General features: G+C 61.6%; 14 protein-coding genes. 8 read left to right on the top strand and 6 right to left on the bottom strand.

Translation table 11 applies throughout. The features are described 5' to 3' along the window. Positions 1–107: 107 nt before the first annotated feature. Positions 108–3020: an aminotransferase gene (locus E4T63_RS01470; RefSeq protein WP_135294753.1), complete on the bottom strand. Its 2913-nt coding sequence runs from the start codon at positions 3018–3020 to the stop codon at positions 108–110. A gap of 146 nt (positions 3021–3166) precedes the next feature. Between E4T63_RS01470 and rfbC the strand changes: the two genes are divergently transcribed. The 4 genes from rfbC to E4T63_RS01450 are packed head-to-tail and all read left to right on the top strand — an operon-like array spanning position 3167 to position 7397. Beyond that, positions 3167–3712 (top strand): dTDP-4-dehydrorhamnose 3,5-epimerase, encoded by a 546-nt coding sequence (gene rfbC, locus E4T63_RS01465; RefSeq protein WP_103368291.1) that lies wholly within the window; start codon positions 3167–3169, stop codon positions 3710–3712. A 42-nt stretch (positions 3713–3754) separates the two neighbouring features. Next, complete coding sequence (locus tag E4T63_RS01460) at positions 3755–5563, top strand: sensor histidine kinase (protein ID WP_027611227.1); 1809 nt, start codon at positions 3755–3757, stop codon at positions 5561–5563. Beyond that, the gene (locus tag E4T63_RS01455) at positions 5560–6945 is read left to right on the top strand and encodes a sigma-54-dependent transcriptional regulator (protein WP_097086920.1); all 1386 of its coding nucleotides are present in this window, start codon (positions 5560–5562) and stop codon (positions 6943–6945) included. Before E4T63_RS01460 ends, E4T63_RS01455 begins: the two co-directional genes overlap by 4 nt. Then, positions 6942–7397 carry a YiiD C-terminal domain-containing protein gene (locus tag E4T63_RS01450; protein WP_134785197.1) on the top strand — a complete coding sequence of 152 codons (456 nt, stop codon included), beginning with the start codon at positions 6942–6944 and terminating at the stop codon, positions 7395–7397. The genes E4T63_RS01455 and E4T63_RS01450 overlap by 4 nt, the downstream gene beginning before the upstream one ends. 207 nt (positions 7398–7604) lie before the next feature. Here E4T63_RS01450 and cysQ read toward each other — a convergent pair whose 3' ends face one another. Beyond that, complete coding sequence (gene cysQ, locus E4T63_RS01445; RefSeq protein ID WP_134787543.1) at positions 7605–8438, bottom strand: 3'(2'),5'-bisphosphate nucleotidase CysQ; 834 nt, start codon at positions 8436–8438, stop codon at positions 7605–7607. 5 nt (positions 8439–8443) lie between these two features. Continuing rightward, positions 8444–9010 (bottom strand): ADP compounds hydrolase NudE, encoded by a 567-nt coding sequence (gene nudE / locus E4T63_RS01440; RefSeq protein ID WP_047600934.1) that lies wholly within the window; start codon positions 9008–9010, stop codon positions 8444–8446. Positions 9011–9098: 88 nt separating this feature from the next. Here nudE and yrfG point away from each other — a divergent pair, with 88 nt between their 5' ends. Further along, positions 9099–9761, top strand: a complete 663-nt coding sequence (yrfG, locus tag E4T63_RS01435; RefSeq protein WP_135294752.1) for a GMP/IMP nucleotidase — start codon at positions 9099–9101, stop codon at positions 9759–9761. Between the two features lie 112 nt (positions 9762–9873). Here yrfG and lysM read toward each other — a convergent pair whose 3' ends face one another. Next, positions 9874–10314, bottom strand: coding sequence for a peptidoglycan-binding protein LysM (gene lysM, locus E4T63_RS01430; RefSeq protein ID WP_098966705.1), 441 nt, complete (start codon positions 10312–10314; stop codon positions 9874–9876). Positions 10315–10502: 188 nt separating this feature from the next. Here lysM and fdhD point away from each other — a divergent pair, with 188 nt between their 5' ends. The 3 genes from fdhD (at position 10503) to E4T63_RS01415 (ending at position 14496) form a co-directional block, all read left to right on the top strand. Continuing rightward, positions 10503–11342 (top strand): formate dehydrogenase accessory sulfurtransferase FdhD, encoded by an 840-nt coding sequence (gene fdhD, locus E4T63_RS01425; RefSeq protein WP_047600939.1) that lies wholly within the window; start codon positions 10503–10505, stop codon positions 11340–11342. Then, positions 11339–13687, top strand: coding sequence for an FdhF/YdeP family oxidoreductase (locus E4T63_RS01420; protein WP_135294751.1), 2349 nt, complete (start codon positions 11339–11341; stop codon positions 13685–13687). Before fdhD ends, E4T63_RS01420 begins: the two co-directional genes overlap by 4 nt. Before the next feature lie 329 nt (positions 13688–14016). Continuing rightward, positions 14017–14496: a glycine zipper domain-containing protein gene (locus E4T63_RS01415; protein WP_027611218.1), complete on the top strand. Its 480-nt coding sequence runs from the start codon at positions 14017–14019 to the stop codon at positions 14494–14496. 64 nt (positions 14497–14560) lie between these two features. Here the strand turns inward: E4T63_RS01415 and E4T63_RS01410 are convergent, their stop codons facing one another. Together E4T63_RS01410 and E4T63_RS01405 are read right to left on the bottom strand one after the other, a co-directional pair. Continuing rightward, entirely contained in the window at positions 14561–14992 is a 432-nt protein-coding gene (locus E4T63_RS01410) for an acyl-CoA thioesterase (protein ID WP_097086913.1), read from the bottom strand. A 31-nt stretch (positions 14993–15023) separates the two neighbouring features. Further along, the gene (locus tag E4T63_RS01405; protein WP_135294750.1) at positions 15024–16247 is read right to left on the bottom strand and encodes a 3-hydroxyacyl-CoA dehydrogenase; all 1224 of its coding nucleotides are present in this window, start codon (positions 16245–16247) and stop codon (positions 15024–15026) included. Positions 16248–16355 lie beyond the last annotated feature (108 nt).

Here is a 16355-nt window from a genome sequence, read left to right as displayed (position 1 = left end):
CCCCCCATGTGGGAGCGGGCTTGCTCGCGAAGGCGGCACATCCGTCGATATCACCTTTGAATGAAAAACCGCATTCGCGAGCAAGCCCGCTCCCACAAAAGCAGCGTTTACAGACCTTCCTCGAGCACCCGATCCAGCGTGTCGACAAAGAAGTCCACACTGCGCCGCGACGTGACCATCGGCGGTTTGATCTTGAGAATGTTCAGGTCATCCCCGGTCGGTTGCATGAAGATCCCCAGCTCGCGCAGGCGATCGCACAACAACGTGGTCTCCTCGGTGGCCGGCTCCAGCGTCTCGCGGTTGCGGATCAGCTCTACCCCCAGATAGAACCCGGAACCATGCACCGCGCCGACCAGCGGGTGTTTATCGATCAACGCCTCCAGCCGCGTCTTGAAATGCCCGCCAACCACCTGGGCGTTTTCCCAGAGCTTTTCTTCTTCCATCACATCCAGCACCGCCATACCGACCTGGCAGCTCACCGGACTGCCGCCGGCCGACGAGAAGAAATAGCCTTCAGCTTCCAGCGCCTCGGCGATTTCCCGACGCGTAATAACGGCGCCGAGCGGCTGGCCGTTGCCCATGCCCTTGGCCATGGTGATGATGTCCGGCACCACGCCCTGCTCTTCGAAGCCCCAGAAGAAGTGGCCCATGCGCCCGTAACCGACCTGCACTTCGTCGGCGATGCACACCCCGCCCTGCGCACGTACCAGCGCATAGACCTGTTTCAGATAACCGGGCGGCAGGGAAATCCCGCCGGCATTGCCGTACACCGGTTCACAGATGAAACCGGCCAATTGGCGCTCCTGCGCGGCGATATGCGCCAGTTGCGCTTCGACGCTGCGTACATAATCCGGCGCAGAATCGAGGCCACGGAACTCACCGCGATAGATGTTCGGCGCGGTGACTGGATGCACCCAGTCCGGACGACTTTCCAGAGCACGAGGGTTATCGGCAACCGACGTCGACACCGCATCGGCGCCGACCGTCCAGCCGTGATAGGCCTCCAGCACGCTGAGCATGTCGCGGCCACCGCTGTAGGCCCATGCCAGACGGATCGCCAGGTCGTTGGCCTCGCTGCCACTGTTGACCAGAAACACCCGATCCATGCCTTCCGGCGCCAGCTTCAGCAAGCGTTCGGAGAACTGCGCCACGGCTGCATAGTTGAAACGCGAGTTGGTGTTGAGCAGCGACCACTGTCGCGCCGCCACCTGAGCCATGCGCGGATGACCATGGCCGAGCACTGCAACGTTGTTGAGCATGTCGAGATAGGAACGGCCCTGCATGTCGATCAGGTGATTACGCCAGCCACGCTCGATGCGCGGCGGGTCGACGTAATAATGTTTTTGCGTGCGGGCGAAACTGGCGTCGCGTCGTTCGAGCAAGGTTTTCGCATCCAGCTCGGGTTCGGCATCGCAGGCCAGACCCAGCAAAGTGGCTGGCGATGGACACAGGGCCTGCCACGCTGCAGCGCGCGCAGGACTGCAGAACAATGGCGCATCCAGCGATGCAACGCGGCTCAACTGCACCTTCAACGGACCGTCGACCGAACCCAGCACCTGACCTTTGACCAGCGCCGCGCCGCTGTGCAGCGAGGCGTTCACGCCCCATAGGCGCACGCTGAGCTGTGGTCCGTCGAGTTGCAGCACACCATCCGCCGCGTGATGCAGCACACCGGCAAACGGCGCTTCCACCGCCGAGCCCTGCGGCACGCGCAACTCAACGTGCAGCGGGAAAGTCTCCGGTTCGACGGCACTGTCGGGCCGCGTCTGCGACAAGCGATATTGCCCGTAACGACTGGCCGCCAGGCCATGCGTGGCAGCGGCTTCAGTCAGCAGTCGTTGATCGATACCCTCCTGCTCCCAGTTGCCCGCCTCGAAATGCGGACTCAGGACACCAAGGTCGATCAGCGCAAATTCGCGCCCGACCAGCTCTGGCAACAGTGGCGCAAAACCCTCGCTGCCGACCGTCGGCAGACGCTGGCCGACTGACGTGAGGATCGCCGCTTCCATCAGCGCCAGGGGTACAGAAGTGGCCACGTGGAAAATTTCCCATTCGTGGCCAAGGTTGTCGCGACTATAGGTATTACCCGGATCGATGCTGACCTGTTGCTCGCCACTGAGCACCAGCACCGCCGCCCGCGCCACGATCAACGGCCACAACGCCAGCAACTCCTCATGTTGCAGCGGATTGACCGCGTGATAGGCCTGCACCGCCGGCAGAATCACAAACGGATCACCGCCGGCATGGTGCAGCAGCGCCGCGCACGTCACCGACAGATCGGTGATACGCCAGGTGCGCACCAGATCACCGAAGTCGATCACGCCCTGCAATTGCCAATGACGCTTGGCATCGTGTTGCCAGACAGCGTTATCGTCGGTGATGTCCATGTGGATCGCCTGCACCGGCAGCTTGTCCTGCAACGGCTGCAAGCGACGTTCGGCCTGTTCGGCGGCTTGCGCGATCAAGGCGCGCTGGCGCTCATCCTGAATCACCGGCAGCAGATGGCTGATCAGCGCACTGGCGTGGCGGGCGTCCCATTGCAGCGTGCGCTGAAGGCCCGGGTGATCGAAGCCGGCCAGGGCCAGGTCCATCTCGCCACACAACCGACCGAATCCGGCCACCACGTCATGGCCCAAATGCTCAAGATGAGTCAGCGGCTGGCCTTCGATGTAGTCCAGCAACCGCACGTGCACCGGCTCGCCGTCGGCTTCCAGCGACAACAGATCCTCGCCGTTACTGGCCGGGATCACTTTGGGCACGTGCACCGACGAATGCTCGGCAAGGTACTTGAGGCCTGCATGCTGAGCCTGCAACTCCACAAGTGCATAGTCGCCGCGGCAGATTTTCAGGACAAAGCGCCCACGTTCAGTGTCGACCCGATAATTCAGATCCTGCTGACTGCCCAGCGCCTGTAGCGTGCCGCTGAGCCCGTAATGTTCGGCCAACCACTGCCGGGCCTGCACTTCAGAAACCTGCGGGCTGGGCAAACTGGCGCGATGAATCAACGTGGCGAGCGGCATGGGACGACCCCTGAGATTTTATTAGGTGCCTATATCGCCATTGCTGCAGTGGATGCGCAACCCCCGACCGGAGATATTCAAGCGCTCGCATCCGCCGGCACTTTGCGCAAGAATGTCGGCCATTCACCCCTATCTGGAAAAACCTCATGAATGTAATCACCACCGATCTGCCCGGTGTTCTGATCATCGAACCCAAGGTATTTGGTGACGAGCGCGGCTTCTTCTACGAGAGTTTCAATGCCAAGGCGTTCCAGGATGCAACCGGTCTGGACACTCAATTCGTTCAGGACAACCATTCGCGCTCGCAGAAAGGCGTGCTGCGCGGCCTGCATTACCAGCTGCAAAATACCCAGGGCAAACTGGTTCGGGTGACCGCCGGCGAAGTGCTCGATGTAGCCGTGGACATCCGTCGCAGCTCGCCGCACTTCGGCAAGTGGGTTGCTGTACGCCTGTCGGCCGAGAACCACCGTCAACTGTGGGTTCCGGAAGGCTTTGCCCATGGTTTCGTGGTGCTGAGCGAGTTCGCCGAATTCCTCTACAAGACTACCAACTACTACGATCCATCGTCCGAACGCAGCATTCGCTGGGACGACCCGGCTCTGGGCATCGACTGGCAACTGGACGAAGCGCCGAAGCTGTCGGCCAAGGATCAGGTCGGCGCACTGCTCAAGGACGCTGACGTCTTCGCCTGAGCCTAGGCATAATGCGCCTGTTCACTCAGGCGCATCCGGCTCATGAAACCTACCCTTCCCCGCAGACCCCGCTGGCGCAGCCTCGCCCTGCTGGCGCTGTGCCTGGCGCCGCTACTGTGGCCGCTGGAGCATCTGGCCGAGCGCTATTACCGCAGTGAACTGGCCGGACAAAACCGCCAGACCCTCGACCTCTACGTCGCCAACCTGCTGGGCACCCTGCACCGCTATGAAGTGTTGCCGCAGATCCTCGGCGACCTGCCGGCCCTGCGCGCCGTGCTCGGTGCACCGGACGACGGTGTCACCCAGGGCAACGCCAATCGCCTGCTGAAAAACATCGCCGCACAGACCGGCGCCGAGGTCATGTACCTGATGGACACCAGCGGCCAGACTCTCGCGGCGTCGAACTGGGACAAACACGACAGCTTCGTCGGGCGCAATTTCGCTTTCCGTCCGTATTTCAGCGAAGCGATGGCCGGACGTCTGGGGCGTTTCTTCGGCCTCGGCACCACGTCGGCCAAACGCGGTTATTTCTTCGCCGCGGCGGTGCGCAACGGCGAAAAAATCATCGGCGTGCTGGTGATCAAAGTCGACCTCGATCACACCGAAAGCCTGTGGGGCAAAACCCCGGAACAACTGTTGGTGACCGACCACAACGGCGTGGTGATTCTCACCTCGCGCCCGGAATGGCGCTTTCGTTCAACCCGCATTTTGAGCGACACCGAGCGTTCGGCAATCACCGCCATCCTGCCTTATCCGACCCGCGAGCCACGTCCGCTGAACCTCAGCGACAGCGCCTGGCTGACCCAAACCGTCGATATCGCCGAAACCGGCTGGAGCGTCAGTATTCTTGCTCCGCGCACGCTGATCGACCGTCCGGTGCGCACCGTGGTCGCAATCGGCGGCGCCACGCTGTTGGTGGTGATGCTGTTGCTCGGGCTGATGATGCAGCGTCGCCGGCATTATCTGGAACGCATCGCCTTCGAGGCCAAGGCCCGGCGTGAACTGGAAGGTCGGGTGGCCGAGCGGACCAGCGATCTGGAAGGCCTCAACCGCCGACTCAAGCAGGAAGTGCTGGAGCGCGAACAGGCCCAGCAGGAGCTGGTCCGCGCTCAGGACGATCTGGTCCAGGCCGGCAAACTCTCGGCGCTGGGTACGATGTCGGCGAGTATCAGCCACGAGCTCAACCAGCCGCTGGCGGCGATCCGCAGCTATGCGGAAAACGCCGAAGTACTGCTCGATCATCAACGCACCGACGATGCTCGCGGCAACCTCAAACTGATCAGCGAACTGACCGGGCGCATGGCCTCGATCATCGCTCACCTGCGTGCCTTCGCCCGCCGCGACCGCCATGCCCCGGAAAGCGTGGCCCTGCAACCGGCGCTGGACGATGCGCTGGCGTTGCTGGCCAAACGGCGCCGCAGTATGGAAGTCGAGCTGATCCGCGACCTGCCCGCCGCCACGCTGTGGGTCGAGGCCGGGGAAACCCGTTTGCGTCAGGTGCTCGGCAATCTGCTGGCCAACGCCCTCGATGCGCTGACCGAAAAAGGCCCGCCGCGCAAACTGTGGCTGAGTGCCGAATCCACCGCCGAGGGCGTCAATCTGTACATTCGCGACAACGGCCCGGGCTTTTGCATGGAAGCCCTCGGCCGCGCCAGCGAGCCCTTCTACACCACCAAGACCCGCACTCAGGGCCTTGGCCTGGGGCTGGCCATCTGTGAAACCCTGATGCGCGCCTTCGGCGGTGAACTGTCGTTCGCCAACCACAAGCAAGGTGGCGCCTTGATCACCCTGCGGCTGCGCGCCGGTGCGCCCGGGGTCAGCCTGCAACCGTCCGAGGATCGAAGTGCATGACCATCGACAATCGCATTCAGGTGGTGTTGATCGACGACGATCCGCACCTGCGTCAGGCCCTCGGCCAGACCCTGGACCTGGCCGGGCTGAAAATCCTTCCGCTGTCCGAAGCCAAAGGTCTGGCCGGGCAACTGGAGCGTGACTGGCCCGGCGTGGTGGTCAGCGACATCCGCATGCCGGGCATGGACGGCCTGGAACTGTTAAGCGAATTGCACGCTCAGGATCCGGAGCTGCCGGTGCTGCTGATCACCGGCCACGGCGACGTGCCGTTGGCGGTGCAGGCGATGCGTGCCGGCGCCTATGACTTTCTGGAAAAGCCGTTCGCCAGCGACGCGCTGCTCGACAGCGTGCGCCGCGCCCTGGCTCTGCGCCGGCTGGTGCTGGACAACCGCAGCCTGCGCCTGGCCCTGAGCGATCGCAACGAACTGAGCGCACGCCTGGTCGGCCACTCGGCGCCGATGCTGCGCCTGCGCGAGCAGATCGGCGCGCTGGCGGCGACCAAGGCGGATGTGTTGATCCTCGGTGAAACCGGCGCTGGCAAAGAGGTCGTGGCCCGTGCGCTGCACGATTTGTCGAGCCGGCGCAACGGCCCGTTCGTGGCGATCAACGCCGGGGCGCTGGCCGAATCGGTGGTCGAAAGTGAGCTGTTCGGGCATGAGCCAGGCGCGTTTACCGGCGCGCAGAAACGCCGGATCGGCAAGTTCGAATTCGCCAACGGCGGCACGCTGTTCCTCGATGAAATCGAAAGCATGAGCATGGACGTGCAGGTGAAACTGCTGCGCATGCTGCAAGAGCGCGTGGTCGAACGTCTGGGTGGTAATCAGCTGATCCCGCTGGACATCCGCGTCATCGCCGCGACCAAGGAAGACCTGCGTCAAGCCGCTGATCAGGGACGATTCCGCGCCGACTTGTATTACCGCCTGAACGTTGCACCGCTGCGCATTCCGCCACTGCGCGAACGCGGCGAGGACGCGCTGGTGTTGTTCCAGCATTACGCCGATGAAGCCAGCGCCCGCCACGGTTTGCCGCCTCACGAACTGCAACCGGCGCAACGCGCATTGCTGCTGCGCCACACCTGGCCGGGCAATGTGCGCGAACTGCAGAACGCTGCCGAGCGCTTCGCCCTCGGTCTGGAACTGGCGCTGGATAACAGTGGAAACGAAGGCGGCGGCACCAGCGTGGAAGTCATCAGTGGTGGCCTGAGCGAGCAAGTGGAAAACTTCGAGAAGTCGTTGATTGCCGCCGAGCTGGCGCGCTCGCACAGTTCGGTGCGCAGCCTCGCCGAAGCCCTGGGTATTCCGCGCAAGACCCTGCACGACAAACTGCGCAAGCACGGCTTGAATTTCGCCGACAGTAACGCCCATGGAGACGAAGCCGAATGAGCCGCGACAGTCGCTATCTGGAGTCGGTGCTGCATCACGACATTCCCCTGACCCGCGAGATGGGCCTCAAGGTCCTCGCCTGGCACGAGCAGCAGTTGAGCCTGCACCTGCCGCTGGAGCCGAACGTCAATCACAAAAGCACCATGTTCGGCGGCAGCCTCTATTGTGGCGCGGTGCTGGCGGGCTGGGGCTGGCTGCATTTGCGCCTGAAGGAAGAAGGCATCGACGACGGGCACATCGTGATTCAGGAAGGCCAGATCAGTTATCCGCTGCCCGTGACCGATGATGCCACAGCGATTTGTCCGCCACCGGAAGCGGCGGTCTGGAAGAAGTTTCTGGCGATGTATCAGCGTTATGGGCGCGCACGGTTGACGCTCAATACGCGAATCGTCAACGCCGGCAGTGATGAGAATGCAGTGACGTTCAGCGGGCAATACGTTCTGCACCGCTGAACGTCAACAGCCCCTCACCCTAACCCTCTCCCGGAGGGAGAAGGGACTGACCGAGGCGTCTTGCGTCAGGCATCGACCTGAAAGATCGGCAGCGATTATGGATTCAGTAGAACTGGCTCAAGTCGGTGAACCTCACCAGCATCCCCCAATCGGCCCCCTCTCCCTCCGGGAGAGGGCTGGGGTGAGGGGAATCGAGAATCCACCCACTTACCCCCGAGCCAGTTCCAGCAATCTTGAACGCCACGCCGCCTTCGCCGGCAACGCCAGAAAGAACTCATTGAGCAGCGATTCCCGCGCCGGATAACAGAACGCTTCGCCCTGCAGATCCAACACTTCGCCGCCAGCACCTTCGAGCACGCCCTGCGCCGCCGCGGTGTCCCATTGCGACGTCGGCGCCAGTCTTGGGTAGCAATCCGCCGCCCCTTCAGCCAACAGACAAAACTTCAACGAACTGCCGATGTTTGCCAGTTGCAACTCGCCCAAACTGGCGCTCAGACCGGCAAGCAGCCGCTCTTGCTCCGGACTCGAGTGCCGACGGCTCGCCACCACGGTGAACGCTTCACCGGGCGCGAGCACCTCACGCACCTGAATCGCCACCGGCGAACCACCTTTGTCCCCACGCCACGCGCCGAGACCGGCTCCGCCGACATAGAACCGGCCATTGGTCGGCATCGTCACCACGCCAAACACCACCCGCCCGTTTTCGATCAGGGCGATGTTCACGGTAAATTCCTCACTGCCGCTGATGAACTCCTTGGTGCCATCCAGCGGATCCACCAGCCACCAGCGCTGCCACCCGGCGCGCACGCTCTGCGGAATGTTGGCGTCTTCCTCGGACAGAATCGGAATACTGGAGTCCAGCGCGGTCAGCCCGGCGACGATGACATGGTGCGCGGCCATGTCCGCTGCGGTCACCGGTGAATCATCGGACTTGGCGGTGACCTCCACGCCAGAGCGCCAGAACGGCAGAATCGCCTCGCCAGCCTGCAACGCCAGCTCAACCACCGGCGCCATCAACGGATGGGAAAACTTCATCGACATCTCACTCATGACTGAAAGAACCCGCGCTGCGTCAGCAGATCACGCGCCAGATACAGCGCCGCCAGGGCACGGCCTTCGGTAAACTGCGGGTTTTGCGCCAGCGCCGCCAGTTCACGCAGGTTGACCTTGTCGACGCGCATCGGCTCCGGCTCGTCGCCCTCCAGACGCTCCTCGTACAAATCGGTGGCCAACACCACCTGGATCTTCTGGCTCATGTAACCGGGCGACAGCGACAACTCGGTCAGATGTTCCAGCTGGCGCGCGCCGAAACCGGCCTCCTCCTTGAGTTCGCGCTCGGCCGCTGCCAGCACATCTTCACCCGGCTCGATCAAGCCTTTGGGCAGGGACAGTTCGTACTCGTCAGTGCCGCCGCAGTATTCCTCGACCAGCACCGCGTGTTCGCTGTCGAGCATCGCCACAATCATCACCGCGCCATAACCCGCGCCTTTGCCGACCAGACGCTCGTAAGTGCGTTCCACGCCATTGGAAAAACGCAGCTTCAGTTCTTCGACGCAAAACAGACGACTGGTGGCGACAATCTCGCGGGCGAGTACAGTGGGTTTCTGGCGCATGCAAAGCTCCTTGGCGTGAACGCGCTACTATAACGCGGCTTTCCCGATTGTTTGTGTCGGATATCTTTCTACCGCTCGAGACGTTGCCATGCCTTCTTTACCGTGGTCTGACATCGATACCGTCCTGCTGGACATGGACGGTACGTTGCTGGATCTGCACTTCGACAACCATTTCTGGCTGGAACACCTGCCGCAACGCTACGCCGAACTGCACGGGGTGAGCCGGGCCATGGCCGACATGGAGTTGCAGCCGCTGTTCGAGCGCCATGCCGGGCAACTGCAGTGGTACTGCCTGGATTTCTGGAGTGCCGAACTGAAGCTCTCGGTGCGTGAACTCAAACTGGAAACCGCGCACCTGATCGCGCTGCGTCCGGATGCAGACACCTTTCTGCAGGCGATCAAAAAAGCCGGCAAACGGGTGATCATGATCACCAACGCCCACCGCGATTCCCTCTCACTGAAACTGGAACGGATCGAACTGGCGCCGTACTTCGAGCGGCTGATCAGCTCCCACGATTACGGTTATCCCAAGGAGAACCCGCAGTTCTGGGATGCCTTGCAGGCGGATATCGATTTTGATCCGGCACGCAGTCTTTTCATCGACGATACGTTGCCGATTCTGCGTAGTGCGCGGGAGTTTGGCGTGACGCATTTGTTGGCGGTGAAAGAGCCGGACAGTCGCAAGGGGCCGAAGGACACCGCCGAGTTTGCGGCGGTTGAAGACTACCGCGATTTGATTCGGGGACTCTAGCAACATCACTGTGGCGAGGGAGCTTGCTCCCGATGGGCCGTGAAGCTGTCCCAAATGTTCACGACTGCTGCGCAGCCGAACGGGAGCAAGCTCCCTCGCCACAGCGTGGTTATTACTTCGGAATACGAAGCTTCTGGCCCGGATAGATCTTGTTCACATCCTTGAGCATCGGTTTGTTGGCGTCGAAGATTTTCTGGTACTGGTTGGCATTGCCATAAACCCGCAGAGAGATCGCACTGAGCGTGTCACCTGCCTTCACCTCGACAAATTCCGCAGCCACCACTACTGGCCCTGTCACCGTAATCTGGTCGTCAACACTGCCAATCCCGGCAATGTTGCCCAAAGTCAGAAGAATTTTTTCTTTCTCCTCCTGACTCGCGACTTCACCCTTAACCGTGACTTTGTCGCCGTCCACAGTCGCCTGAACATTTGGGTTGCCCAGACCGACCTTGTCGATATGTTCCTTCAACTGTTCGCTGGCATTGGCATTACCCGGGGTCAGCAGGTCGATCAGCTTTTCACCGGCCTCTTTCACAAAGCTCAACAGACTCATAGCGCACACTCCTTGATTGGGATTCCAGACGTCCAAGCCTAGACCACACCAGACCAACCCGGTTCCGGGCCGACCAATGACCCGGCAGCCGCTTGATCGACGCCATCTATCAATAGATCGACAGTACCGATTAGACGCGACAAGTTGCCGCGCCTAGTCTTAGCGTTGATCAATCCGTCGGTGATGCCATGAACGCCAAGCGCCCAACTTGCGCGGCGCCTGCACTCGAAACGCCCGCGCCCGCCGCCAGCCAGACCTACAGCTACAGCGATCTGCCCCTCGTGGAATCGGCCAGCACCGCGCTCGCCGAGGAAGTCGCGTTGGCGATCGCCTACAACGGCATCAGTCAGGCGGTGATGCTGGTGACGCCGACGGATCTGGAAGATTTCATCGTCGGTTTCAGCCTTGGCAGCGGCATCATCGAAGACGCCAGCGACATTTATGACCTGCAACTGACCGGCGCGGGCTCGGCGCAATACGCGCAGGTGACCATCGCCAACCGCGCGTTCTGGAACCTCAAGCAACAGCGCCGACAACTGGCCGGCACCAGCGGTTGCGGGCTGTGCGGCGTCGAGGCGGTGGAACAGGCCTTGCCTGACCTCAAAGTGTTGCCCGGCGCACCGTTGCCGCCCGCTGCCTGGCTCGACGGTCTGCGCCAGCGCATCGGGGCATTTCAGCCGCTCGGTCAGCACTGCGGCGCAGTACACGCGGCGGTGTTCATGAACGCCAGCGGTGAATTGCTGCTGGGCCGTGAAGACATCGGCCGGCACAACGCCCTCGACAAACTGATTGGCGGGCTGATCCGCCAGAAGATTTCCACAGAAGGCGGCCTGGCGATTGTCACCAGCCGTTGCAGTCTCGAATTGATCCAGAAAGTTTTACGCGCCGGCATCCAGACTCTGGTCAGCCTGTCCGCGCCCACGGGCCTTGCCGTGCAATGGGCCCGTCGCCACAACCTCAATCTCATCCACCTGCCGCAGAAGAATGCGCCGCGGGTCTACAGCCCAGCGATGGAGAATCAAGCGTGAGCCAACATCATCAAGCCGACCAGAAACCTGTCCCGCGCTACAAACCTTACAAAGGTGCAGCCGGCGGCTGGGGTGCGCTGATCAGCGTGGCCCAAGCCTGGTTGACCAGCGACAACGCGCTGAAAAACCTGCGCATGATGCTCAAGACCAACCAGAACGGCGGTTTCGACTGCCCGGGCTGCGCCTGGGGCGATTCGCCGGAAAGCGGCATGGTCAAGTTTTGCGAGAACGGCGCCAAAGCAGTGAACTGGGAAGCGACCAAGCGGCGGGTGGACGGCAAGTTCTTCGCCAAACACAGCGTCACTTCGTTGCTGGAGCAGAGCGACTATTGGCTTGAATACCAGGGCCGCCTGACCGAGCCGATGGTCTACGACGCGCAGACCGACCGCTACAAACCCATCGCCTGGGACGATGCCTTTGCAATGATCGGCAAACACCTGCAAGCGCTGTCGAGCCCGGACCAGGCCGAGTTCTACACCTCGGGCCGTGCCAGCAACGAAGCGGCGTACCTGTATCAGCTGTTCGTGCGCGCCTACGGCACCAACAACTTCCCCGACTGCTCGAACATGTGCCACGAGGCCAGCGGTGTGGCATTGGCCCAGAGTGTTGGCGTCGGCAAAGGCACCGTGACCTTCGACGACTTCGAACATGCCGACGCGATTTTCGTCTGGGGCCAGAACCCCGGCACCAACCATCCGCGGATGCTTGAACCACTGCGTGAAGCGGTGAAGCGCGGCGCGCAAGTGGTGTGTATCAACCCGCTGAAAGAGCGTGGCCTGGAACGTTTCCAGCACCCGCAGCACCCGATCGAAATGCTCACCAACGGCGACAAGCCGACCAACACCGCGTACTTCCGTCCGGCACTGGGCGGCGACATGGCGGTGCTGCGCGGCATGGCCAAGTTCCTCCTGCAGTGGGAGCGCGATGCGCAGAAGGCCGGCACGCCGGCAGTGTTCGATCATGACTTCCTCAATGCGCACAGCGCCAACGTGCTGGAGTATCTGGGCGTGGTCGATGACACGCCGTGGGAGCAGATCGTCGCGCAGTCCGGCCTGACTCTGGTGGAGATCGAGCAAGCGGCGCGCATGTACGCCAAAGGCAAGAACGTCATCATGTGCTGGGCGATGGGTATCACTCAGCATCGCCATTCGGTGCCGACCATCCAGGAAATCGCCAACCTGATGTTGCTGCGCGGCAACGTCGGCAAGCCGGGCGCCGGCCTGTGTCCGGTGCGCGGTCACAGTAACGTGCAGGGCGACCGCACCATGGGCATCAACGAGCGTCCACCGGTGGCGTTCCTCGATTCCCTTGAGCGGCGTTTCCAGTTCAAGGTGCCGCGTGAAAACGGGCACAACGTGGTCGAGGCGATCCATGCGATGGCCGAGGGCCGCGCCAAGGTCTTCATCGGTCTGGGCGGCAACTTTGCCCAGGCCACGCCGGACAGCCCGCGCACCTTCGCGGCGCTGAGCAACTGCGACCTGACCGTGCAGATCAGCACCAAGCTCAACCGCAGCCACCTGGCCCATGGTAAGGACGCACTTATCCTGCCGTGTCTGGGCCGTACCGACATCGATATCCAGGCCGAAGGCCCGCAAGCGGTCACCGTGGAAGACTCGTTCAGCATGGTTCACGCGTCCAACGGCCAGTTGCAGCCATTGTCGAACCAGATGCGCTCGGAACCGGCGATCATCGCCGGCATCGCCGCCGCCACGCTGGGCAGCAAACCAGTGGACTGGAACTGGCTGGTGGCCGATTACCGGCGTATCCGCGACCTGATCGCCGATACCATTCCGGGCTTCAAGGACTTCAACGAGAAGGTCAAGAACCCGGGCGGTTTCTACCTCGGCAACAGCGCTGGCGCGCGCAAGTGGAACACGCCGTCGGGCCGGGCCAATTTCCGCGCGAACATGCTGCCCAAGGATCTGGTGCACGAGCGCACCCGCGCCACCGGACAACTGCCAGACCTGATCCTGCAATCGATGCGCTCCCACGATCAGTACAACACCACGATCTATGGCCTCGACGACCGTTACCGTGGGGTCAAGGGCCAGCGTGATGTGTTGTTCGCCAACGAGGCCGACATCATTCGTCTGGGCTTCCGCCCGGGACAGAAGGCCGACATCGTGTCGATCTGGGACGATGGCCGTGAGCGTCGGGTGAAGGGCTTTACCTTGCTGGCGTTTGATATTCCGGCGGGTCAGGCAGCGGCTTACTACCCGGAAGTGAATCCGCTGGTGCCGCTGGAAAGCACCGGGGATGGCAGCCATACGCCGACATCGAAGTTCATTGCGATCCGCCTGGAGGCGGCGAGTGAGACTGGGTTGATCATGGCCAAATCTGCGTAAAGCGTTGCCTGGACTGACCCCTTCGCGAGCAAGCCCGCTCCCACATTGGAATGCATTTCAAATGTGGGAGCGGGCTTGCTCGCGAAAGCGGTGGCACATTCAACAAAAATCTTTGTACCCTGCACCCTTCCAACGCCCACAAAAAAGGCCGCTTTTTCTCAAAAGCGGCCTGTCCGAAGTAGCTAAAGACCGGCGAAAATCGCTTAAGTTCCGCATACAAAACAGCAACTTGCATAATTGTATACAAGTCGTGTTATTCGTCGGATTTCGATTGTCAGCCTTGTTACACAGCCTCAGGATCGGCGCCGTCATCCCTTTGAGGCTCCTCTATGAAGTTCTCCTCGATTCTCTTGTTGTCCCTTGGCCTGGTCAGTGGCTTCGCTTCTGCCGGAGGCACCACCGAAGCAGGTGTGGGCGGCGCATTGGGCGGGGTTCTTGGCTCGGTCGTCGGTCAGTCTTTAGGCGGCAGCACAGGTTCAACCATTGGCGCAGCCCTGGGCGGCGCGGGTGGTAGCGCGGTCGGCGCCAACAAACACAGCCGTGGCGAAGCGGCCATTGGCGGTGCGTTGGGCGCAGCCGGCGGTAACGTGGTCGGCCGCAGCATGGGCGGTACCACCGGCAGCCTGATCGGTGCCGCAGCAGGTGGCGGCGCCGGTGGCGCGCTGGGCAACTACATGGGTAACCAGAGCAATGACGAGGGTCGTCATTACGATCGCGGCCGTGACGACCGTCGCTACTATCGCGACCGTCACCCTGGCCGTGGCCACGCTTATGGCCACCGCAAGCATCACCGCTACTATCGCGACTAATCCGTTGCGTTAAGCGCGAAAGCAAAAATCGCAGCCCAAGGGCTGCGATTTTTTTTGCTCTGGTTCAAACCACCAGACGCTCCAGCGCGTCACGCAATCTGCCTGGAATCGGCACCGGCTGATTGCTCGTCCGGTCCACGAATACATGGACAAAACGCCCCGCCGCACACGCCTCGCTTTCACCGACCTTGAACACCGCCAGTTCATATTGCACCGAACTGTTACCCAGCTTGCCGACCCGCAGACCGATCTCGATCAGGTCCGGGAAAGCGATCGAGGCGAAATAATCGCAAGATGAACTCACGACAAAACCCACTACCTCGCCGTCGTGGATATCCAGGCCACCGACCTGAATCAGGTAAGTGTTCACGGCAGTATCGAAAAAGCTGTAGTAGGTGACGTTGTTGATGTGGCCATAAGCATCGTTGTCGTGCCAGCGGGTGGTGATCGGCTGGAAATGCGGGTAATCGGCGCGTTGCGCCATGGTGCTGGACATCGGTATCGACTCCTTGAGTTATCTGTCCAGTCTAAAGGTAAAAACCTTTGCCTCGCGCCGCCAGCTCGCCAATCAGTGGCGCCGGCCGCCATTGATCGCCCTGTCGCGTCTCCAGCGCCAGCAAGCGCTTGTGAATGTCCGCCAGCCCCTGATCGTCCGCCCAGGCCATCGGGCCGCCTCTGTCCGCCGGGAAGCCGTAGCCATTGAGGTACACCTGATCGATGTCATGGGCCGATCCGGCAATGCCTTCCTGCAGAATTTTCGCGCCCTCGTTGACCAGCGCCAGAAGACACCGCTCGAGGATTTCCTCGGACCCAATCTCCCGGCGCTGAAAGCCGAGGCCTTCGCTGACGCTCAATATCAGCGCATCGACCTCGGGATCATGTTCGGCCTGACGACTGCCCGGCTCATAATGGTAATAACCGTTGCCGGATTTCTGCCCGAAGCGGCCCAACTCGCACAAGCGGTTGTCGACCTGAACCTCCGGCGCATCCTGGCCCTTGCCGGCCAATTCGCGTGCACGCCATTCCAGATCAATGCCGACCACGTCGTACATGCGGAACGGCCCCATCGCGAAACCGAAGCCCTGCAACGCCGCATCGACCTGCTGTGGATAAGCGCCTTCGAGCAGCATCTTGCGCGCCTCCAACACGTACGGATGCAACATGCGATTGCCGATAAAACCGTGGCAATTACCCGATATCACACTGACCTTGCCCATGCGTTTGCCGAGCGCCAGTGCCGCTTCCAGCACGGCCGGAGAAGTCTGCGCCCCACGAACGATTTCCAGCAGCTTCATGATGTGCGCCGGGCTGAAGAAATGCAGGCCGAGTACTTGCGACGGACGCTTTGTTACAGCGGCAATCGCGTCGATATCCAGCGCCGATGTGTTGCTCGCCAACAACGCCGCAGGCTTGAGCACGCTGTCCAGTTCACGAAAGATCTTCTGCTTGAGCTCAATATTTTCGTACACCGCTTCAATCACCAGATCGACATTACGGATCGCCGCATAATCCGCCGCCGCGCTGATCCGGGCAAGACGTGCATCCGCTTCGACCTGATCGATCCGGCCCTGGCGCACGTTGTGTGCATAAGTCTGCGCCACGGTGCCCAGCGCCTGTTCGAGCATTTGTGGATTGTTATCGACCCACTGCACGGCGATGCCGGCATTGGCCAGGCACATGACAATACCGCGGCCCATGGTGCCCGCGCCGATCACGGCAGCTTGCTGAATATCGAAAGATGTCTGGCTCATGTTGTTCTCTTGTTGGCGATCCGAAGACAGCCTTCACCATAGTCAGGCACCGGGCGTTTTTGAAGTTTATTACCGTGATGAGCGACATTCAGCGCATGGATACAGGCC

It is taken from the genome of Pseudomonas fluorescens (genome assembly GCF_004683905.1).
Classification (GTDB): domain Bacteria; phylum Pseudomonadota; class Gammaproteobacteria; order Pseudomonadales; family Pseudomonadaceae; genus Aquipseudomonas; species Aquipseudomonas putida_A.
This window is presented reverse-complemented; position numbering and strand designations above follow the sequence as displayed.

What these genes read in the sequence shown, in the direction of transcription:
- nudE (WP_047600934.1), bottom strand. Translation starts at nt 9,010, where the DNA reads ATGCGCCAGAAACCCACTGTACTCGCCCGCGAGATTGTCGCCACCAGT.
- E4T63_RS01460 (WP_027611227.1), top strand. Translation starts at nt 3,755, where the DNA reads ATGAAACCTACCCTTCCCCGCAGACCCCGCTGGCGCAGCCTCGCCCTG.
- E4T63_RS01450 (WP_134785197.1), top strand. Translation starts at nt 6,942, where the DNA reads ATGAGCCGCGACAGTCGCTATCTGGAGTCGGTGCTGCATCACGACATT.
- rfbC (WP_103368291.1), top strand. Translation starts at nt 3,167, where the DNA reads ATGAATGTAATCACCACCGATCTGCCCGGTGTTCTGATCATCGAACCC.
- yrfG (WP_135294752.1), top strand. Translation starts at nt 9,099, where the DNA reads ATGCCTTCTTTACCGTGGTCTGACATCGATACCGTCCTGCTGGACATG.
- E4T63_RS01410 (WP_097086913.1), bottom strand. Translation starts at nt 14,992, where the DNA reads ATGTCCAGCACCATGGCGCAACGCGCCGATTACCCGCATTTCCAGCCG.
- fdhD (WP_047600939.1), top strand. Translation starts at nt 10,503, where the DNA reads ATGAACGCCAAGCGCCCAACTTGCGCGGCGCCTGCACTCGAAACGCCC.
- E4T63_RS01470 (WP_135294753.1), bottom strand. Translation starts at nt 3,020, where the DNA reads ATGCCGCTCGCCACGTTGATTCATCGCGCCAGTTTGCCCAGCCCGCAG.
- E4T63_RS01455 (WP_097086920.1), top strand. Translation starts at nt 5,560, where the DNA reads ATGACCATCGACAATCGCATTCAGGTGGTGTTGATCGACGACGATCCG.
- E4T63_RS01415 (WP_027611218.1), top strand. Translation starts at nt 14,017, where the DNA reads ATGAAGTTCTCCTCGATTCTCTTGTTGTCCCTTGGCCTGGTCAGTGGC.
- E4T63_RS01405 (WP_135294750.1), bottom strand. Translation starts at nt 16,247, where the DNA reads ATGAGCCAGACATCTTTCGATATTCAGCAAGCTGCCGTGATCGGCGCG.
- lysM (WP_098966705.1), bottom strand. Translation starts at nt 10,314, where the DNA reads ATGAGTCTGTTGAGCTTTGTGAAAGAGGCCGGTGAAAAGCTGATCGAC.
- cysQ (WP_134787543.1), bottom strand. Translation starts at nt 8,438, where the DNA reads ATGTCGATGAAGTTTTCCCATCCGTTGATGGCGCCGGTGGTTGAGCTG.